The sequence below is a fragment of the Achromobacter sp. AONIH1 genome (assembly GCF_002902905.1).
Taxonomy (GTDB): domain Bacteria; phylum Pseudomonadota; class Gammaproteobacteria; order Burkholderiales; family Burkholderiaceae_B; genus Achromobacter.
In genome coordinates, this window is the sequence record NZ_CP026124.1 from 4060812 (window position 1) to 4079572 (window position 18761).

Annotated in this window: 19 protein-coding genes; 10 read left to right on the forward strand and 9 right to left on the reverse strand. The window is 59.3% G+C overall.

Going from position 1 to position 18761, the window contains the following annotated elements; all coding sequences use genetic code 11:
• Positions 1-6: 6 nt before the first annotated feature.
• Positions 7-2088, reverse strand: coding sequence for a PIG-L family deacetylase (locus C2U31_RS18670; RefSeq protein WP_103274139.1), 2082 nt, complete (start codon positions 2086-2088; stop codon positions 7-9).
• A 556-nt stretch (positions 2089-2644) separates the two neighbouring features.
• On the opposite strand from C2U31_RS18670, the gene C2U31_RS18675 reads away from it, so the two are divergent.
• The 3 genes from C2U31_RS18675 (at position 2645) to C2U31_RS18685 (ending at position 4841) form a co-directional block, all read left to right on the forward strand.
• A complete protein-coding gene (locus C2U31_RS18675) occupies positions 2645-3712 on the forward strand; it encodes a hypothetical protein (protein ID WP_103274140.1) in 1068 nt (355 codons plus the stop codon).
• A 147-nt stretch (positions 3713-3859) separates the two neighbouring features.
• Positions 3860-4273 (forward strand): PaaI family thioesterase, encoded by a 414-nt coding sequence (locus tag C2U31_RS18680; protein ID WP_103274141.1) that lies wholly within the window; start codon positions 3860-3862, stop codon positions 4271-4273.
• Between the two features lie 127 nt (positions 4274-4400).
• Positions 4401-4841, forward strand: coding sequence for a hypothetical protein (locus C2U31_RS18685; protein WP_103274142.1), 441 nt, complete (start codon positions 4401-4403; stop codon positions 4839-4841).
• A 22-nt stretch (positions 4842-4863) separates the two neighbouring features.
• On the opposite strand, the gene C2U31_RS18690 is transcribed toward C2U31_RS18685, so the two are convergent.
• Both C2U31_RS18690 and C2U31_RS18695 read right to left on the reverse strand, forming a co-directional pair.
• Complete coding sequence (locus C2U31_RS18690) at positions 4864-5307, reverse strand: DUF695 domain-containing protein (protein WP_103274143.1); 444 nt, start codon at positions 5305-5307, stop codon at positions 4864-4866.
• Positions 5308-5708: 401 nt separating this feature from the next.
• Positions 5709-6041 (reverse strand): hypothetical protein, encoded by a 333-nt coding sequence (locus C2U31_RS18695; protein WP_103274144.1) that lies wholly within the window; start codon positions 6039-6041, stop codon positions 5709-5711.
• Positions 6042-6473: 432 nt separating this feature from the next.
• Between C2U31_RS18695 and C2U31_RS18700 the strand changes: the two genes are divergently transcribed.
• The 5 genes from C2U31_RS18700 to C2U31_RS18720 all read left to right on the forward strand — a co-directional run bounded on the left by C2U31_RS18700 (position 6474) and on the right by C2U31_RS18720 (position 12871).
• Positions 6474-11042: an AAA family ATPase gene (locus tag C2U31_RS18700; RefSeq protein ID WP_103276444.1), complete on the forward strand. Its 4569-nt coding sequence runs from the start codon at positions 6474-6476 to the stop codon at positions 11040-11042.
• Positions 11043-11113: 71 nt separating this feature from the next.
• Positions 11114-11512: a hypothetical protein gene (locus C2U31_RS18705; protein ID WP_103274145.1), complete on the forward strand. Its 399-nt coding sequence runs from the start codon at positions 11114-11116 to the stop codon at positions 11510-11512.
• A 54-nt stretch (positions 11513-11566) separates the two neighbouring features.
• Positions 11567-12004, forward strand: a complete 438-nt coding sequence (locus tag C2U31_RS18710; protein ID WP_103274146.1) for a hypothetical protein — start codon at positions 11567-11569, stop codon at positions 12002-12004.
• Between the two features lie 57 nt (positions 12005-12061).
• Entirely contained in the window at positions 12062-12370 is a 309-nt protein-coding gene (locus C2U31_RS18715; RefSeq protein WP_199770849.1) for an Imm8 family immunity protein, read from the forward strand.
• 36 nt (positions 12371-12406) lie between these two features.
• Positions 12407-12871 (forward strand): hypothetical protein, encoded by a 465-nt coding sequence (locus C2U31_RS18720; protein ID WP_103274148.1) that lies wholly within the window; start codon positions 12407-12409, stop codon positions 12869-12871.
• A gap of 28 nt (positions 12872-12899) precedes the next feature.
• On the opposite strand, the gene C2U31_RS18725 is transcribed toward C2U31_RS18720, so the two are convergent.
• From C2U31_RS18725 to C2U31_RS18735, 3 genes are all read right to left on the reverse strand, one after another.
• Positions 12900-13283 carry a hypothetical protein gene (locus C2U31_RS18725; protein WP_158658399.1) on the reverse strand — a complete coding sequence of 128 codons (384 nt, stop codon included), beginning with the start codon at positions 13281-13283 and terminating at the stop codon, positions 12900-12902.
• A gap of 64 nt (positions 13284-13347) precedes the next feature.
• Positions 13348-13719: a hypothetical protein gene (locus tag C2U31_RS18730; protein ID WP_103274150.1), complete on the reverse strand. Its 372-nt coding sequence runs from the start codon at positions 13717-13719 to the stop codon at positions 13348-13350.
• A 171-nt stretch (positions 13720-13890) separates the two neighbouring features.
• Positions 13891-14508 carry a LysE family translocator gene (locus C2U31_RS18735; RefSeq protein ID WP_103274151.1) on the reverse strand — a complete coding sequence of 206 codons (618 nt, stop codon included), beginning with the start codon at positions 14506-14508 and terminating at the stop codon, positions 13891-13893.
• 81 nt (positions 14509-14589) lie between these two features.
• Between C2U31_RS18735 and C2U31_RS18740 the strand changes: the two genes are divergently transcribed.
• Complete coding sequence (locus tag C2U31_RS18740) at positions 14590-15042, forward strand: Lrp/AsnC family transcriptional regulator (RefSeq protein WP_103274152.1); 453 nt, start codon at positions 14590-14592, stop codon at positions 15040-15042.
• Between the two features lie 156 nt (positions 15043-15198).
• The gene (locus C2U31_RS18745; RefSeq protein ID WP_103274153.1) at positions 15199-15717 is read left to right on the forward strand and encodes an O-acetyl-ADP-ribose deacetylase; all 519 of its coding nucleotides are present in this window, start codon (positions 15199-15201) and stop codon (positions 15715-15717) included.
• Positions 15718-15773: 56 nt separating this feature from the next.
• Here the strand turns inward: C2U31_RS18745 and C2U31_RS18750 are convergent, their stop codons facing one another.
• From C2U31_RS18750 to C2U31_RS30590, 3 genes are all read right to left on the reverse strand, one after another.
• Positions 15774-16199, reverse strand: a complete 426-nt coding sequence (locus C2U31_RS18750; RefSeq protein WP_199770850.1) for a hypothetical protein — start codon at positions 16197-16199, stop codon at positions 15774-15776.
• 94 nt (positions 16200-16293) lie between these two features.
• Positions 16294-17697 carry a cysteine--tRNA ligase gene (gene cysS / locus C2U31_RS18755; RefSeq protein WP_103274154.1) on the reverse strand — a complete coding sequence of 468 codons (1404 nt, stop codon included), beginning with the start codon at positions 17695-17697 and terminating at the stop codon, positions 16294-16296.
• Positions 17698-18318: 621 nt separating this feature from the next.
• Positions 18319-18489 carry a hypothetical protein gene (locus tag C2U31_RS30590; RefSeq protein ID WP_158658400.1) on the reverse strand — a complete coding sequence of 57 codons (171 nt, stop codon included), beginning with the start codon at positions 18487-18489 and terminating at the stop codon, positions 18319-18321.
• Positions 18490-18761: the final 272 nt, after the last annotated feature.

Genomic DNA, 18761 nt, shown 5'->3' on the forward strand with positions numbered 1-18761 from the left:
GCGGACTCAGTTGGTGGAAGTGGGTTCGGCCGTGCGCGAGGCCTGGCTGGGCATGCGCTCGACGGCCAGCGTGCCGGGGCGGTCCGGGGAAGGGCGCAGCACCACCGCATGGTTCGGCCCGCCCGCGCCCAGGTTGGGCAGGTCGGCCGGCCGCGCCGCCACGGCCTTGAAAGGGCCGCCGCCGCTGGCGGGCACGCCGTCCAGCGTCAGGTTGGCCGCCCACGCGCCGCCGTGGCGCGACAGCACCTGGTAACGCTGCGGCGCGCCGGCGGCGCGGGCGACGATGTACACCGTGTCGCCGATCACGCTCATCGCGGGCGGCGATGCGGCCAGGGCGTCCAGCTTCGCCGGCTTGCCGCGCTCGACCAGCCAGAGCGCGCCCCCGGGTCGTTCCAGAATCGCCAGCATGACATTGCCCCGCGCGTCCACGCCCACGGCCGGGCGGCCGATATACGGCACGCCCAGGTCGGCCGGCTCGCTCCAGTCCATGTTCGTATCGCTGGTGTCGCCGGCCTCCACCAGCCGGATCAGATGATTGTCGCCACGCTGCCGGAAATACAGCTCGACGCGCCGCTCATGGTCGCGGATCGCCGCCAGCCCGCCCGCCGCCTGCGGCGCCGGCACGCGCCGCCAGTCCTGCCACGCGGGCGCCTTGCCCTTGGCGGCCGGCAGTTGGCGCGTGTAGTACAGCGCGCCCGCCGAGGTGGCGGCCAGGATCACATAGCGCCCGTCGGCGGCGCGCGCCGCGGCCGGCGAGCCGGTCACGCCGTCCAGCGCCGGCAGGGCCTGCCACGAACCCCAGCTGCCGTCGATGCCCGACGGCGCGATCCAGTGCAGTTGGTCGTCGTAGCCCAGCGCCACGGCGGCCGCGTCGCCCTGCGGCGCCACCACCGGAATCTGCGCCACGCGCATGCCGCCCAGCGCCTGCCAGCCTTGCCAGGTGCCGTCATGGCGCTGCTTGTTGGCCCACACGCCGCCCAGCGGATCGCGCGCCATCAGGCCCGCCGTGCCGTCGGCATGGGTATAGCTGACCAGCGGCCCGTTGGTGCGGCCGCCCAGGCTCTGCCAGCGGCGCTGGCCCGAGTCCCAGCGATTGACGGCCGCATTGGTCTCGCCGGCGGCGAACACCACCAGCCCGCCGCGCCCGTCGGCGTAAAGCTGCGGCGTGATGTCCTGGCGCGATACGTAATAGGCGCGCTGCACCCAGGCGGCGGCCGGGCCGGCCGGCTCCTTGCAGCCGCTGGGGCCGGCGCAGTAGTGGTAGTCGTTCCAGGCGTAGTGCTGGAAGATCACCGACTTGCCGGCGATCTCGGCCGGGTCCAGGTTGCTGGCGCGTTCCTGGCTGGGGTAGTCGATATAGCCGGCCTCGGCGTAATTGCCGGGCACGCGCAGCATGGCCTCGCGCACCAGCCGCGCGCTGGCGATATGGTCGGGATGGCCGTGTCCCGCGCAGCGCCAGCACAGCTGCGTGTAGGGCACGCTGATGGTGTCGTCCAGGTGGCGCACCGTGGTCGGCGCGTACTGGCGGATCAGGTCGGCCAGCGTGTCGACCAGATCGGGGCGGGTGTAGCGTTCGGCATGCGGGCCCAGCGTGTCGGCGCTCTGGCCGGGCTCGGACTCGACGCGGCTCAGCGGCGTCAGGCTGCCCCAGCCCTGGCCCAGCCAGGGATCCTTCAGGCGCATGTGCCACAGCTGCACGCGCGGGTTGCCCTTGAGCGTGAAACGCGCGATCGTGTGCCCGCCGGCCACGGCCGTGTCTTCCTTCCATTCATCGGGCTGATGCGCCATGTAGGCATAGGCCGCGCGCACGCCGCGCTCGCGGCCCAGCATGTAGCCGTCGCCCTCGCCGGCGTCGCTGGCGGTCAGGTAGACCAGCCGCACGCAGCCGCCCGCCTCGATGTTCGAGGCGATATCCGGGTTCATGAACAGCAGGTCGTCGTCCAGGTGCGCGACAAAGGCCAGGTCCTTGATGCCATGGCATTGCGCCAGCGTGGGCGGGGCGGCCGGCGCGGCCAGCGGCAGCAGGCAGGCCAGCGCGCACAGCAGGGCGCGGGCGGCGCGTATTGGCCAGGCCATCGTTGCGGGCATATCAGTCCTTGCGTGACAGGCGGCGCGTGTCCGAAGCGCGTCGGGATCGGCGGACGCCGGGCTGGGGTCGAAGTGGGGAATTGTAGTGCGGCCGGATGACGGGCCCGTGCGGGAAGCGCCTGCACAACGATCCTGGCGGCAGAGCAGGGCGCGCATTGCGCGACCGAGGCCGGACTGCAAGTCCTGGCCCGTGCGGCAAGTCGTGCCGCGCCGGGCGTCCATCCAAGCGCTCGAATGGGTTCTTGCCTACCGTGGGAAAACCCCGAGTCCGCAATGCTTGCGCGGAATATTCTCGAATCCGATAATTTTCTTATTCGAGAATTATTGCGTCGTACCCGTGCAAGGACCGCAGGCCCGCTTCCGCGTGCCTGCGTGCCACGAGCCGCGCCCAGGCGCCGACGCATGCCCGCGAGCCGTGCCGAACCGGCGTCTGCGCGCCATCCGTAGACAACGGATAGCACGCAAACCCCGGGGACCGCCCGCCACGCTCGCAGGCGCCCGCAGCGCATCAGTACATACCTATAAGTACATACACAAGTACAAACCGGAGACATGCATGAGCGCGTTCAAGGAAATCAGCAAGATAGCCGGCGCCTTCGTCGGCGTGATCGTCGGCGCGGGCTTCGCCTCGGGCCAGGAGATCCTGCAATTCTTCACCAGCTTCGGCGTCTACGGCCTGATCGGCTGCGTGGTCGCGGGCCTGACCTTCGTTTTCCTGTCCATGGTCTTCTCGACCCTGGGCCAGCGCCTGCGGGCGCAATCGCACAAGGAAGTCGTCCAGGCCCTGCTGGGCCGGCACCTGGGCATGGTGTTCGACCTGCTCATCACCTTCTTCCTGTTCGCCATCACGGTCGTGATGCTGGCCGGCGCCGGCTCGCTGTTGCAGCAGTGGCTGGACCTGCCTGAAGTCTGGGGCAGCGTGCTGGCCACCATCGCCACCGTGCTGATCGTGTGCCTGGACGTGCGTCAGGTCATCGCCTTCATCGGCGCCGTCACGCCGCTGCTGGTGTTCCTGACCGTCGTGGTCGCCGCCTATGTCGTCAGCACCCCGCACGCCAGCCACGACGTGCTGCTGGCCGCCGCGCAACAGCAGCCGCGCGGCGCCAGCCAGTGGCTGGTGGCCGCCTTCCTGTACGTGTCCTACAACATCGTCGCCGGCATGCCGTTCCTGGTCATCATGGGCGGACAGGCCAGCTCGCGCCGCAACGCGCTGTGGGGCGGCGTCCTGGGCGGCGTGCTGCTCGGCATCCTGATGCTGTTGATCGGCGCCGCCATGTACCTGCGCATCGACACCCTGGGCGACGTGTCCATGCCCATGCTGGCGCTGGCCACGCAAATCTCGCCGGGACTGGGCCACCTGATGTCCCTGGCCATCTTCGGCATGATCCTGAACACCGCCGTCGGAATGCTGTACGCCTTCGTCGCCCGTATCCTGCCGGCCGGCGGCACGCCGTTTCGCCTGGGCACCAGCGTCGCGGGCATCGCCGCGCTGGCCGGCAGCTTCGTCGGCTTCATCAAGCTGGTCGGCGTGGTCTATCCCATCTACGGCTACATCGGCTTTCTGCTGATGGGCTGCACGCTGGTGTGCTGGCTGCGCTCGGCGCGGCCGCGCGCCATTGCATGAGGCAGGCAGGGGCCCCGTCCGCCCGACAGGCCCCGGCAAGCCCCGGCCGGCCATACGGTGTTCGATACCCCTGCGCGCGCGGACCGGGTATCGTCATGGCGCACAAGATCGCATAGCCACCGTATTCAACCGACCAAGGAACGCAAGATGCTTCGTCCCGGAATCACCCTGGATAATTTCCTCGAACGCCAGCGCGGCACGCTGCCCGACACCTATGGCGTGCGGCCGCTGGCCCTGTCCGAAGGACGCATGAGCATGGAAATGACCGTCGCGCCCTGGATGATGGCGCCCAACGGCTACCTGCACGCCGCCAGCCTGGTCATGCTGGCCGACACCTGCGCCGGCTACGCCACCATGGCGCACCTGCCCGAAGGCGCCAAGGGCTTCACCACGCTGGAACTGAAATCCAACTTCCTTGGCACCGCCCGCGAAGGCGTGCTGAGCGTGGAAGCCATCGCCGACCACATGGGCCGCACCACGCAAATTTGGTCCGCCAACGTGATCGACGCCACCGGCCGCAAGCTGGCGCTGTTCCGCTGCTCGCAGGTCATACTCTGGTGATCGTTGGATAATGCAGTCCGTGGGCGACGCGCCGAATGACGCCGCGCCGCCCGCCACCATCGACGATCACGATTCCCGGCACACGGCGCGTGCCGCAAGTCCGCCCGGGAACACAGGAGCGCAAGGCATGACGCTGAAAAAGAAAGGGAAGTTCTGGTACGGCACGACGCAGGAAGACCTGCGGACGGAAATGCGCCGCTACAGCGCCGACAACGTCTACGAGGCCACCCGCTACGCCGCCTCGGCCTGCGCCTGCGGCGGCAAGACCTTCACGCTGGACACCGACGAAGACGCCGGCGTCGCGCTGCGCACCTGCACGGCCTGCGGCAACGAACACTACATGGGTGATAGCGCCAGCTACGCGGACGAGGCCGAGCCGGCACGCCACCCCTGCGTGTGCGACGGCGAAGTGTTTGAACTGCTGTCGGGCGTCGCCCTGTATGAAGACAGCAACGACGTGCGCTGGTACTACATCGGCTGCCGCTGCGCGCAGTGCGATCTGGTCGGCGTCTTTGCCGACTGGAAATGCGAGGCAGGGGACGCCGACGCCTTCCTGGCGGCGGTCTGACGCGCAGCCGCCGCCGCGCCGCTCAATGAAGCTGGTCTGAGCCTTCGGGCTGCAATCCCGACAGGGCGTTCCAGTCGGGATCCTTGTACGTGCGCAGCTGCAGGGGATAGGCCGGATGGCCCGCCAGGCAGGCGTTGAACGCATCCAGGAACGCCTCGACGTCGTGGGTGTAGTAACGCCATTCCTTTTGGTGATTGCCGGTCAGGCACGCCACCTGCACGCCGATGGGGGAGTCCTCGAAGCCCTTTTCGATGGCCTCTTCGAAATTGTTGGTGTGCTGCTTGTCTTCCTCATTGGGCATGCCGGATTCGACGCCCTGGTACGGCCAGGAGATGATGATCAGGTTGTCATTGGCCTGACGCGTGGGGGCCGACGGCAGCCCGGTACGAAAACGAACGATGACCGACAGGCCGTCGATCCGGGCTTCGCCCACCGACCACAGATCGCCTGGAAAAATGCTGCTCATGAAGAAGATTCCTGTGTGGATGCCGGACCGATGTGGAGCGGCGGTTGTTGCTGGGACAAGTTTGCGCGGATGGTCTTGAGGGCGGGGCAGGGCGTATGCAGGGCCGGTTTTCGCGGCGTCTCGACGCGGCGTTCGGTGGATGGCGCTCTCAAGGAAAGCCAGTGCCGTCCTGCGGAATGAGCGTCGCGATATCGCCCGCCATTTCTACCGTCGTCCGGGACCTGGGCGTAGCTTGTCTTCAAATGTCGAACAACGCGAGAGTCTATCGCATGCAGGTTGCGATGATGGATGCGCGGCAGGCTTGATGCGCCGGAACAGGGCGCGGGTTGGGTGTGCGATTGATTGCCTGCCGGCAATCTGGCTAGGGATACCGGCAGGCGTTTGCTACGACTAGGCGGGTCTTATTGAATGACCGCGGGCGCGGCATGCTGCGCCGCGCCGGGCTCCGTGGCTGCTTCGATCGCGCGGGCCTGTTCCAGCATGGTTTCGGTCAGGACGCCCAGGTGCTCGCACAGGCATTCCACGCCGCCCATCAATGAGGCGACGGTCCACGCGTCCAGAGGCTGCGCGCCGGTGGCGTCGGGCTCGGCCGCGCTATTGCCGACCATGCGGGCGATGGTCTCGATGGCGCTGCGGGCGCGGTCGATGTGGTGGAGCGGGGCGAGGGGGATCAGGCCGAGTTCGGGGTCGGTGGGGATGGACCAGGGGTTTTGAGTGAGGGGGTGGGATTGCATGACAAGCTCCGGTAGTGCTTGGAGTCCGCTATGCCTGGGGCCGTCCTTGGGGACGTGCGGAGACAAGCGGACATGAAAAAGCCGCCATTTGGCGGCCGTCCACCTGTGGCCTTTCCGGCTTCCATCCCGGACTACCGGTTTGTGCGGTAGTGGGGGGAGTATAGGGGAGGTGGGGTGGGGGATTGGAGGAATCAGACGAGATTACTTTTTTTGGGCGAGGCGCTCTTGCATCACATCTCTGACCTACAGATGCGAGTTTTGCGGTTAGATTTCGGAAATCAGCAATCTGCGTAGCGCTTTCTTTCGCGAATAAAGTCAAATTTTTCGGCCAATTGCTTGAGGTCGTCTGATACATGCATTCACTATATTCCCTGCCGTAAACTAGCAGTGTCCGAAACAATGGGATGAGTGCATTCCGATAGGAGCCAGTAGATGAGCATCGCGGGCGTACGCTCCAACCGAGGTGATGGCTATCAGACACTGGTGGCATTTGAGTGGGCATTGACAGTTCTATCCGATCCAGAATGTCTTTGGCTGGAGATCGATTCGATCACGTATTCTGTGGACGATGTGGTAGTCGGCAAAGCCGACGGTACTGTCATTGCTTGCCAGTGCAAGAAAAATCAGCCTGGTTTCAAGGCTTGGTCAATCTCCGATCTTGCGGACGAATTGGATAAAGCATCCGGCTTGTTGATAAATAACCAGAATGCTGAGGTGCGATTCTATTCGCGTAACAATTTTGGCGCCCTCGGAAAATTAAGAGAGCACAGTACGACTCAGAATGACGAGGCGAGTTATTACGCAAGTTTAGACACCGAGAATCAAGCAACAGATGTGGCTTTGAAGGGACGGCTCGCTACGTCAGCGCCCAGTCTTTCATCTTTCGAATTTTTGCGCCGCACAAGCTTTGAGATTAGTAAAGAATTGAACGGCATGCGCGATCTGTTACGCGAACGCCTGCGTATTATCGCAAGCAATCCGGAAGCCGCATTTAATGCTATCTGGCGGCATCTTGATCAACTTGGGGCGCGTATCGGGGAGGATGGGACATCTGCTGCTTGGCACCGATTGACCAAAGATGATCTCAAAGCCATTCTGCATGAGGCTGGAGCTATGCTGGTTCCTCCTATGGATCTTGCAGAGGTGCGTTTGTCGTTTGCAGATACCTCCGGTATCGGCAGATCATGGCGCAGAGACATTGCTGGGCAGAGGATTTTTAGTCCGACCGTGAAAGAACTGCTTGCCGCAATTGATGCAAAGAAGAGGGCTATCTTGCTCACAGGCCTCCCTGGTTCCGGAAAAACCTGTGTGATGCTCGCTTTACAGGATGCTTTGGAGCAACGAGCAAAAACTTGCTCAGATATTGCACCACTTTTCATTCAGTCGCGTGAATTTGCTGACTTGCCCACAGCACAAGATCGACAATCCCAAGGGTTGCCTGAAAAATGGGTAGAAAAGGTCGCCCGTTTGGCTGAAAATACGCATGTCATTGTGGTGATGGATTCACTTGATGTTTTGTCCATCGCTCGAGACCATCGCGTGCTTAGCTACTTTCTGGCGCAGATAGACCGTTTGCTGTTGGTTCCAAATGTCACTGTAGTTACTGCTTGCCGCGATTTTGACAGGCATTACGACCGTCGAATTGCTGAAAGGAAATGGGACTGCGAATTGAAGTGTCAGTCTTTGGATTGGGATGGTGAAATATCGCCGCTGCTGGATAAACTCGGAATTGCAACGGTCTCCATTGACTCGGCTACACGCGAGTTAATAAAAAATCCGCGCGAACTAGCCTTGTTTGTCGAGTTGGCGGAGCGGGAGGGCAGCTTCAATGTGGTGACTGGCCAAGCCTTGGCGCAACGTTATCTCGATACTATCGTGCGGGCCAATAATGCACTGGGGGATGCGGCAATACAAGCGATAGAAGCGATTGCCTCAGATATGTTGAGGTCACGCAGTCTAGCTGTGTCATATCAACGATTCGGCGCATCGCAGGAAATCCTTCGGGCACTTTGCAGCCTTAATGTGATTCAAGAAAGCCAAGACGGGAAGCTGGTGTTCGGGCATCAAACTTTGTTAGATGTATTGGTCATCAGTGGAGCGGTGCGCAGTGGCGTTACGCTGAATGACTTTCTTCAAAGTCTGCCTCCGGTTCCTTTCGTTCGTCCCAGTATTCGCAGTTTTGTCGCCCAATTAGCGCTCGGTGAACGCCGGGAATTCAGGAAGCAGCTACGGACCGTATTGACGGGTAGTACAGCTTTCCACATCAGGCGTTTGGTAGCAGAATCATTTGCTGAGCAGAAACCCCAGGATGATGACTGGCCATTGATACGCGACTTGCGTGAGAAGCACCGTGATGTGTTTCAGGTGATCTATGGCGCTAGGGAAATTGAATGGCACCATTTCTGGTTAAAGCACCTTGTTCCCGAGTTAAGGAAAGCACGGGATGCTGACGGGATGGTAAGACATGTTTATTGGGTGGGGCAATGGGCAGATACAGACACTTCCGGCGTGATGACGTTGTGGAGAGAGGCGCTATCACTGGACTGGTTGGATGAAAGAAGTCTTGGAGAACAACTTGGATATCATCTATCCAAGATCAAATCTGACAATGTCGCACTGATTGTTCCGCTGCTTGAGCGATTGCTCGATTTGCCTCGCTCCGAGCACAGCTCACTTGGGAGAGCCATTGCGCATTGCGTGGCGGCAGGGGGGGCGGATGATTTTCTATTATGGCGCTATATCGCAGATGATGTTACTGACGAGGATCTAGCTGAGTTCAGATTCGATAAAAAACTGCGCTGTAATTCTCATGATTTTGGCGATAGCGATAAAAATTTTTTCCGCCAACGTATGGAGCAGTCTACGACGCTGCTGGACTTGGTCGTGGAATCAATTGAGCGCTGGAGTGATGTTCGCGAATCACGCTATAGCGAAAAGTGCATTAGATATAGGTATGGTTTTTTGGGAGAAACATCATACGATGATGCGCACAGTCAGAGAGATACGCAGTACGCAGATAGTCTGGAGATTCTGTTTGATGTGCTTGAGTCGGCCATAATTTATCACGCGAAAATAGATTCGAAATGGTGGAAAAATAACCGTGAACGCCTACTTTTTAGTCGAGAGGGGGCGCTAGTCTATTTTGCCGTCCTGGCGTGCACCGCCTCCCCTGAAGCCAACATCGATTTGATAGGGCGCATGCTGTGCGATAAGACTCTTTTGTGGTCGGAGCTTTCCTATGAATTTGGAACGTTGATTCATTCTGCATTCAATTACCTCGATTCTCTCACGCAAGATACGTTGATTGCAAATATTATAAATATGCGGAGTGAATATGCTCCGGATGAATCGAGAGAGCTGTGGAGGTTGAGAGGGCAGGCTGAATTTATCGTCACTATTCCGTGCTATCAGCGCTCACCAGAATTGCAAGAATTATTAATCATATATGAGAAAAATTATGGTGTGCTGATTCGGCAACCACATATACGTCTGCGTGGTGGCTGGGTGCGTGCCCCGTTTTCATATGAAGTATTCCTCCGCGCATGTGATGCCGGGGTACTGTGCCTGTTGTCGCACTACGCTGGATATGAACGTAGATTCGACGATTTTATGGTCGGTGGTGAGGATGAGGTTGGTTGGCAACTGCGTGAGGCTGCTTCCCGTCATCCTTCGCGATTTTTGGATTTGTTGCCTAAATATTGGGTGAATATTCAAAATCGATATCGAGATGACATCATGGATGGTGTTGTCGCCTTCATGAATCATCGTTATGGAAATTTGCAGATCAACGGCACGTGGACGCCTCTTGAAGAGCTCGATGGTCCTGTCTTGGCGGGGCTGATTCTTGATGAACTAGAAAGGCACCCGGAGCATTGGCAACGCCGGCGCTCCGCAGCCGACGCGCTAAAAGCCTGTTCGAACGTCATATACGATAAAAATAGTGCTGAACGGTTAAGTTTTCTTGCCATAGGATTTGAAGGTCTTAATGAGGCAGATCCGATAAAGGGAAATAATGTCGGGATCGTCACCATAGGTATCAATATGGTGAAGGGGAGGGTCGTCGAAGCCTTAATGATTTTGGCGAATAATATTCGTGAAAATAGGAGTGAATTTCCCGAGTTTTTAGGCCCTGCTTTGAGTCGCTTTGCCAGTGATGAGAGTCCGGCGATTCGCTCGCTGATCCTGCGCCGCTTGCCATACTTGCAAGGCAAAGATCTTGATTTTGGTTGGAAATTGTTCAACTTGGCCATGAGTAATTCGCAGGGGTTGTGGGAGATCGCAGAGCCTTGCCTATATTATGCATATGACAATCACTTTGAAATAGTGAGACCTTTGCTAGTGCGTCTTCGTGATGAGGGTGGGGGCAAAGATCCAGAAGTATGGGGGCGAATTTCAGCGCTCGCGACGATGGCTCGAAAGATAGAGTTTTCTGAATTCTTGGCTGACTTGGCAGCGCTTAATAATGTGGATGCTTGGCGAGGAGCAGCTACTGTTTGGACAAACCTTGAAAATATCGAGCAACACCGGGATCAATGTCTTGCGGGTTTGGGCGCAGGTTTAAATTCTTGCGCTATCCATGCTGAGGCTGTCGCAGATCAGGTGGGGCATCTTTTCTATGAAAAATCAACGGTGGTTTCTCTTCCAATAGGGCTAATTCGAAGATATTTTGATGTGTTGAAAAACGATAGCAATGAAGAGAAAAAGCATCACCGTCTTACCGGGTTTCATGAATGGCTAAATTCGACCTCGCAGCGTGATCCTGAGCACGCTTTGGAAGCGACGGAAAGTTATTTGGCCTATGTCATTCATTGCAAGCCATATTTGTATGATCATAAAGATAGCCTTACCCAGTTAATGACCCGTCTCTTTGCTGAAGCAGAAGAACGAGAAGAGTCCGATTGTGGTGTGATGCTGCAGCGTGTGGTTGTCGCACAAGACACGCTACTTTCACTGGGGGTCAATGGTGTGGCCGATTGGTTGAAGGCCGCCGAGCGTCCTTGAACTCAAAGTTAATGGGATTATTTCTCCGATGGGGATTTTTGATAAAAAGGGGATTAATAAAGGTATTTGAAATGCAGTGGAGTACGGATTTCAAGGGACTCTTAACCGTGATAATGACACGCTTGTTGGAATTGGAAACGACGCTGGACGCCATAGGATGGCGTCTAATCAACGCGAACGCCGACAAGTTCAACGTACACATGAACGCCATCGCTTGGACCTTTCAGTACCGGAACACCGAGCTGAAAGCGGACGCTTTCATCTACCTGGCCAGCGGGCTCACTGGCGTCACGAACGACCTAGCGGACCTGCTCCATCTAGAAATCCGCCACACAGGCGAAACGTTCTACTTCGAAAAGATCAAGTACCCGGCGTGGAAAGCATTCCTCAAGGACGTACGCACCGCATTCTCAAAGCTAGCCTCGGACCACGTATACGCGGGCAAAGCCGGAGCCCCCACCGCGCCATAGCCCAACAGCTATCGCCCAACACAGGCCCCTCCTCAAGCCCAAGCGCCCACCAAGATGACCGCATTCTTCCTCTATTTCGAAACCAAGAACGAATCATCAACGGACTACCGTTCCTTCGCCAACGTCGGCGCCTTCGTCGTCCCGAAGACGATCGATTCCGGAAAAATGCCCATCCTCCTCCACGGCAAGCCTCTCGCAGCCCGCATGATTTCCGACGGCAGCAATCACGGCATTGCCGACTACTTCACAGGCAGCGACAAGCAACAGATCAGGGACATGCTGTTAGCCTTCATCCATGCCCGAGTGCAAAACGACGCGGTGGTCGCGAACCTCATGAAGTTCATCTACAACAACCAGGAAACGCTGACGCTCGATGGCGGCGACCCCGTCGATCTCGCCTATGCCGAATTCGAGCAGCGCTTTGACCCGTCGCTGTTCGAGCGCGACCGCCGCGTCCGGGTGACCTTGCGAGGATTCGGAAGCCAGCCGTGAAAAAGCTCGCGGTTCCCCTGGGAAATCAAGGACTTTGCTTCCTCGAACCTCGACGCCTTGCCATCATGGCGGCCAGACAGCCGGGAACAGGTATTCCTAGGCCTGGACCTGGAGATCGGCTTGCGGGGCGAGCGCGCTTCCAATATGTTCCATGTCCGCGTCGCCACGCCCGAGGCCTTGCGGCTGCATGGCGGCGGCTTTTGCATGGTGAAGCACCGCACGCTAGTGATTGCCGATTTCGACTGGAAGCAGCTGAGCGCCTTGCTGGACGACATCGTGCGCGATTGCGCGAGGGGCAACTGGGAAGAATCCTGCGCGGTGCTGCAGAGGTACTTCAACCGGGAGTATGAAGACTATTCCACGTAAGGCCAGGCTTCAACGACCACCATTCAGAAAAACCAAATGTTGATCGACAGGGAAATCAAGCCGGGCGTCTCGCTGGGCGGCATCAAGCTGGGTGAGAGCGTGGACCTCTACCTGGACAAGCTGTCCACGCATTATCTAGTGCGTGATGACCGGGAGGCGTCATGGGCGTTTGTGGGTGACGACCTGATATCCATCGCGTATGACGCGGACAGATTGATTACTACGGTCTGTGCCAACTCCAGGTTCCAGGGCAGCTACGCTGGACTGATCTGGCCCGGCATGACCGTATTGCAGGTGATCCAGAACACCCACGCCCAAACCGAGTATGCCGGGTGCATCGTGATCAACGGCATCGACGGCGTGGGGCTGCCCTTGCCGGCAGAACATGATGATTTCGAGAACCTGGGGCAATCGATTCCTGACGAGACCGTGCTGGAGTACATCAGCGTGTTCCAGGAAACCTGGGGCAAGAAGCGGCGCAAGAAGCAGCGCGGGAAGTAGGGCAGGAGGCGGGGGGAGCGCAGACCCGTCAGGCTCGCGCGCCAGCGCGCCGCGCCAATACGCCGCTTTCGATCAGGCGCGACAGCAAGCGCGCATAACTCGGATGGGGATCGGCGGCGTTGTAGGCCAGGACCGCCGTCAGGCGGGCGTCGGACGGATCGACGCGCTGGTAATGGCTGCCGCCATCGAACCCGGCCGGCTGGAATGCCGCGCACAGATCGACGATGGCCTGATACTCGGCCAGCCGCAGCCTGTCCAGCTCGCGCGCGGCCATCATGTCGGAGCTCCAGCCCGTTGCCTGATCCGCCGCCGTCAGATAGGCGGCCAGGTCGTAGACCGGCATCCAGGCGGGGCCGATGAGGCCGGCTCCTGTTTGGAATAGATCGGCCAGGGTGATGGGTGCAGGTGGCATGGGCGTTACGCCGTCTGGGCTGGTGGAATGAAAGGCTATGAGGCCTCGACAACCGGTTGCGCCGTCAAGCATTCATCTCCTGGAATACCTTCAGCACTAATGCGCCCCATCCCAGGCCGGTTCCACGGTTGTGGTGATTGAAATCCTGGGCAGCGGTCACGTCTTCCCAACGCTCGACTTGAATACGGTCGGAGCTGGCAATCTCGAATGCGATGAAGCGCTGGTCCTGTGTAACCAGCGTGCCGAACAATTCGGGCATGCCAGGAAAATCGACCTCAAGGTGTACAACAATCGACCGGTTCCAATCGATGCCTTGCGCACTCCCGACAAGCGAGAGCGCTTCAGGGACGCCGTGCTCTTTCCAATAGGCCACTCTCCTGCGAATCGAATGCTCGGATTTGTCGTTCTGCTGTTGGACGTTGCGCTGTAGCGCCATATCTGTCTCAGGTCTGTGTGATAGCGGCGATTGGCTGGCGCCGGTGTTGCGCGAAAAAGCGGGTTCTGAGAACTCAGGATCCGAATTGATGTCGGCTAGCGGCGAAACGGAAAGCGTGCCGGGCCATCTGGCCCGCCCCGGCAAGCATACCGGATCGATTCCGCGGATTCCCTACCGATGCGCCAGCGCCATGAACCCCGCCGCCAGCAGAATCATCCCGCCAGCCGTCCCATCGATCAAACGCCGCCGCAACTCGCTCAGGCTGCCGCCGCCAAGTCGGCCAAACCCGACGCATACCGCCGAATACACCACCGCGCACCAGAACATGAACGCCGCCGACAGCAGCAGCGCCTGCACGGTGGTATTGCCCTGCTGCCGATCCATGAATTGCGGCAGGATCGCCAGGTAGACCAGCATCCCCTTCGGGTTGAGCAGCGAGGTCAGGAAGCCCTTGTACAGCTGATCCTTGACCCGCTCGCGTGAGGCTTGCAGGCCGCCGGGGCGCATGGAGGCCCGCACCAGCTTGGCGGCCAGGAAGACCAGATAGCTGATGCCGGTCCAGCGGATGATCTCGAACAGCAGCGGCGACGCCGCGACGACGGCGGCGAGCCCTAGCGCCACCAGCAGCGAGTGGACGCAATAGCCCAGGATGATGCCCGCCGTGGCGCGAAACCCCGCCGCGGTGCCGGTGGACACCGCCTGCGAGGCGACGAAAAGAATATCGGGTCCAGGGGTGCAAACCAGCGGAATGACGGTGGCCGAAAACAGAAGAAGCGTAGAAATATCCATGGCGCAAGCTTATCGGGACTCGCCTGGAAGGTGCTTCCAAGGTCTTGCAGGGAATCCTGTATTTAAGGCAATATTTCTCGCATGGACGATATAGACAGAAAGATTCTTGCGGAGCTGCAGCGCGACGGGCGGCTTTCTCTCACGGACCTGGGCGAGCGGATCGGGTTGAGCCTGTCTCCTTGCCACCGGCGGGTTCGCGCTCTGGAAGAGGCGGGGGTGATCGCGGACTATCGGGCGAACCTGAATCCCTCGGCGGTGGGATTGAATTTTTCCGCGATCGTGTTCGTGACCTTGCGCGTCACGGACCGGGCCGCCGTGCAGGCCTTCGAGGACGCGGTCCCGCAGATTCCGGAAATCATCCAGGCGCAGCGGCTGTTCGGCGATCCGGATTTCCTGCTGCACGTGGTCACGACGGATTTGGCGGCGTATCAGAAGTTGTATGACTACAGCTTGTCGACCTTGCCGAGCGTGCAGCGGCTGACGTCGACCTTGGTGATGAGGAATGTGGTGCAAAATCGGGCCTTGCCGATTTGATCGGGCGTTTTGATCGGGGAATTCGGATCGGGCGTGAATGCTATCCTGCTCGCGTCCGCTCCCGTCCGACCGTTGTCGCGCGAAAACTCCCGGTGTCGATGCGCAATCGATGCCGTGGTCGCGACAGCCCCGATCCCGTTTTCAAGTAGCAAGAATATGCCCACCCGCCTGCGAGCCATCCGTTCCGATATCACGAAGCTTCAAGTCGACGCCATCGTCAACGCGGCGAACTCTTCATTGCTGGGCGGCGGCGGTGTCGATGGCGCGATCCATCGCGCCGCCGGGCCAGAACTGGTGCATGAATGCAGGCTATTGGGTGGCTGCAAGACCGGCGAGGCCAAGGTGACCAAGGCCTATCGTCTGTCCGCGCAGTACATCATTCATACGGTGGGGCCGGTATGGCGGGGCGGTGATAACGGGGAGCCGGGCTTGCTGTCCAGCTGCTATCGCCGGTGCATCGAACTGGCGCAGGACAGGGCGCTTGCGTCGATTGCGTTTCCCAGCATCAGCACGGGCATCTATGGCTATCCCATTGAATTGGCGGCTCAGGAAGCGGTCCAGAGCGTTCGTGCAAGCCTGTCTGTGGAATCGTCGATTCAGGAAGTGCTCTTCTGCTGTTTTTCGCAGGAGGACTTGCTTCAATATGAGCGCGTCCTGAATGGACTGCCTGCCTGATCGGTGCTGGGAAATAGCCGCCGGGCCGCAAGCGGCGGCCTTCAACAAGGCGGCAATCAAACGTCCGTGGCGTACACCCGATCGGATCCCGCCAGGTAGCAGACCGTCGATTCCGGGCAGACAATCTCGCCGGATGCGACGGCCTGATCAAACGCCGCCTTCACGGCTTCGGGCGTCTCGAACCCATATGCAGCCAGGTTCGGCATGGCGAACTGCGCGATACGCCCGCGATTGAATCCGTCCGCCTCACCGTGTTCGCCAAAGTCGAAATCCACGGCGCCTGACGGCAGCCAGACCGCGAACCCGATGCCGTGCTTGTAGTACCGAATGCCGTCCTCGAGCACGCCAGGTAGCGGGAGGTCCATCCCGGCCCAATCCATGGCTGAAGTCGGCATCCTGATGCCAGAGGCTCGCAGCTTCTGGAGGGCCATGTGAACGCTGGCCTGGTAGTCACGGATCAGGCGGTGTAGGTGGGGGTTCATACGCTCATCTTTTGCCGAATAGCCGCTTTCGACCCACAACGGTCACTCGAGCCTGTGCCAACCGGACATTCAGTTCGGCCTCCATGCGTGACCACTAGCTTCCGATATCTGTGGCGGGCGTAGTGATTTCAGTCAGGCGCTGCCCGTCGTTGCCATCCTCGACTCTCCAGCCTCGGGTGCTTAACATCTTCCGTATTTCATCGGCTTTTGCCCAGTTCTTTGCCTCTCGGGCTTGAGCGCGCTCACCGAGCAGCACCCGAATGCGTTCCGGAATGTCAGGCGCAACTGGGTTCCAATCGCGTAGCCCGAGGCCCAGTACAGAATCAAAGCTGTCCACAGTCGCTTTCAAGGTCGCAGGAGGGAGCTCGCTCTTGACGAGTTCCCATAGCACGGCCAATGCCCTCGGCAGATTCAGGTCATTATTCAATTCGGCATTGAAGCGCGCGACGAAATCCGGATCGATGTGGCCACCGTCCGACCAACCGGAATAGAGATGCCGCAGCCGGTTCAAGGCTGTCTGCGCAGCACCAAGAGACGCCCAGCTGAAATGCAGCTTGCTCCGGTAATGAGCTGTCATGCACAGGTAACGGTAGGCAAGCGGATCGATGTTCCGACTGCGCAAGGTCTGCAAGCGAACAAAGTCCCCACTCGACTTCGACATCTTGCTGTCGGCATTGAGTGTTAGAAAATGTCCGTGTATCCAGAAGTTCGCAAGACGAGTGCCGTGGGCCGCTTGTGTTTGTGCAATTTCGTTGGTGTGATGCACGGCGATGTGGTCTTCTCCGCCACAGTGGATGTCGAACCAGATGCCGAGGTACTTCGCCGACATCGCCGAGCACTCAATATGCCAGCCCGGAAATCCACGTCCCCATGGGCTATCCCATTCCATCTGCCGCGCTACGCCTTCCGGACTGAACTTCCACAGCGCGAAATCCGTGATGTTCTGCTTCGTGCCAAGTGGCACGCGTTTGCCCGCCTGCAGGCCGGCACGGTCGAGCCGGGCCAGAAAGCCGTAGTCATCCTGTTTGCTTGTGTCGAAATAGAGACCGTCGTTGGTCCTATACACGTAGCCGGACCGGTCCAGCTCGCCGATAAACGCGATCTGTTCGGCGATGTGATCTGTCGCGCGGCACCATACCGTCGGTTCCTGCAAGTTGAGGGCATGCCAATCCGCGACAAAGGCCTCGGTGTAGCGCTGAGCAATAGCGTATGCGGACTCCCCGGTCCGTCTGCTACCTTTTTCCATCTTGTCTTCGCCTTCGTCGGCATCCGAAGTCAGGTGGCCGACGTCGGTGATATTAACGACGTGACGGACCTCGTAACCGTTGCGAATGAGTACCCGGCGCAGAATGTCTTCAAACACATACGTTCTTAGATTGCCAATATGCGCATGGTCGTAGACGGTGGGTCCACAGCAATACATGCCGACGTGATCAGCTTGGATTGGCGTGAACGAGCGCACGGTACGCGACCAAGTGTCATACAACGCAAGTGGCATCAACTCTCTCCATGTCGAAGGGCGCAGGCAAAAACAAAAAAGCCGCCGGTTTTGCAACGGGCGGCCAGAGGCGATTGATTCAACGTGTAGCTAATGGCTAGACGCAGTTTTCCCCCGGCACGTTCTGACAACATGCACGGACCAGCGAAAAGAGGGATTTGGAGCGGGTAGCCATGACTGCAATCCTAGCGGCTTGTGGCTGTACAGGTCAATACTGGCGAATGACCGGTTTCTGCGATGTCTTCCGACTGACCGTTCGTGCCCGATAGAGGACAGCCTCGGCCTGGTGCTGACGACCTGCCGCAGTCCTTACCTTCGCCGAAGAGCCTTTCCGCATGACGGCCCTTCAGGGGCGGTAGTACACGACGGCTGTGACGCTCGCTCTGCGCACAATGCCGGCCACGTACTGATAGCGCCTAGACCGAAAATTTGATACTTGCGAATGCTCATGCTCACGAGCCAGGGGTGACGCGCCATGACATCAAGGAAAGACTGCTGGCGTCAACCGGCACACCAGAGCCGCTCGACGATTCGAATGAGAGCATCTGACGCGGCCCGCCCTCAAATCTATCGAACGCCTCAATCAGGGTGTTCCCGTCCTCAATGGCAACGAAGTCCCTACTACGGCGCCTTGATCTCCTTCTCTTTTTCCTTATCCTTTTTTGCGCCGTCGTAGTGCGACTTGATGGCGAAAAACATGCCCGTTCCCAACACGAGGATCTTGAACGTACCTAAGACTACAGGGACCCAAAAATTCATCATTACCTCAAAACGCTGCTTCGGCAGCTTCATTCACGACTCGTGGGCCAGGCAAGGAAAAACGAACGACAGCCGTGAGGACCACGAAAAGCATCAGCCTGATCCCGACGAGTGTGAGATCACGATGATCGATTTCATCTTGCGCTTTAGGGAGTGAAGAACGCCGACGCGCCGCATCCAGAAAAGCGCAGCACGGTGAGCGTCATGCTCCTCATAAGCCGTCGAATTCTACCGCCAAGCAACATACAAATTGTTGAATGATTTGACTTGTATGTCTTTGGGTTTGGCTTGTATGTCTTTTATGG

Coding starts and splice junctions, on each gene's coding strand:
- C2U31_RS18670 (WP_103274139.1), bottom strand. CDS start 2,088: ATGCCCGCAACGATGGCCTGGCCAATACGCGCCGCCCGCGCCCTGCTG.
- C2U31_RS18675 (WP_103274140.1), top strand. CDS start 2,645: ATGAGCGCGTTCAAGGAAATCAGCAAGATAGCCGGCGCCTTCGTCGGC.
- C2U31_RS18680 (WP_103274141.1), top strand. CDS start 3,860: ATGCTTCGTCCCGGAATCACCCTGGATAATTTCCTCGAACGCCAGCGC.
- C2U31_RS18685 (WP_103274142.1), top strand. CDS start 4,401: ATGACGCTGAAAAAGAAAGGGAAGTTCTGGTACGGCACGACGCAGGAA.
- C2U31_RS18690 (WP_103274143.1), bottom strand. CDS start 5,307: ATGAGCAGCATTTTTCCAGGCGATCTGTGGTCGGTGGGCGAAGCCCGG.
- C2U31_RS18695 (WP_103274144.1), bottom strand. CDS start 6,041: ATGCAATCCCACCCCCTCACTCAAAACCCCTGGTCCATCCCCACCGAC.
- C2U31_RS18700 (WP_103276444.1), top strand. CDS start 6,474: ATGAGCATCGCGGGCGTACGCTCCAACCGAGGTGATGGCTATCAGACA.
- C2U31_RS18705 (WP_103274145.1), top strand. CDS start 11,114: ATGCAGTGGAGTACGGATTTCAAGGGACTCTTAACCGTGATAATGACA.
- C2U31_RS18710 (WP_103274146.1), top strand. CDS start 11,567: ATGACCGCATTCTTCCTCTATTTCGAAACCAAGAACGAATCATCAACG.
- C2U31_RS18720 (WP_103274148.1), top strand. CDS start 12,407: ATGTTGATCGACAGGGAAATCAAGCCGGGCGTCTCGCTGGGCGGCATC.
- C2U31_RS18725 (WP_158658399.1), bottom strand. CDS start 13,283: ATGCCACCTGCACCCATCACCCTGGCCGATCTATTCCAAACAGGAGCC.
- C2U31_RS18730 (WP_103274150.1), bottom strand. CDS start 13,719: ATGGCGCTACAGCGCAACGTCCAACAGCAGAACGACAAATCCGAGCAT.
- C2U31_RS18735 (WP_103274151.1), bottom strand. CDS start 14,508: ATGGATATTTCTACGCTTCTTCTGTTTTCGGCCACCGTCATTCCGCTG.
- C2U31_RS18740 (WP_103274152.1), top strand. CDS start 14,590: ATGGACGATATAGACAGAAAGATTCTTGCGGAGCTGCAGCGCGACGGG.
- C2U31_RS18745 (WP_103274153.1), top strand. CDS start 15,199: ATGCCCACCCGCCTGCGAGCCATCCGTTCCGATATCACGAAGCTTCAA.
- C2U31_RS18750 (WP_199770850.1), bottom strand. CDS start 16,199: ATGAACCCCCACCTACACCGCCTGATCCGTGACTACCAGGCCAGCGTT.
- cysS (WP_103274154.1), bottom strand. CDS start 17,697: ATGCCACTTGCGTTGTATGACACTTGGTCGCGTACCGTGCGCTCGTTC.
- C2U31_RS30590 (WP_158658400.1), bottom strand. CDS start 18,489: ATGAAGCTGCCGAAGCAGCGTTTTGAGGTAATGATGAATTTTTGGGTC.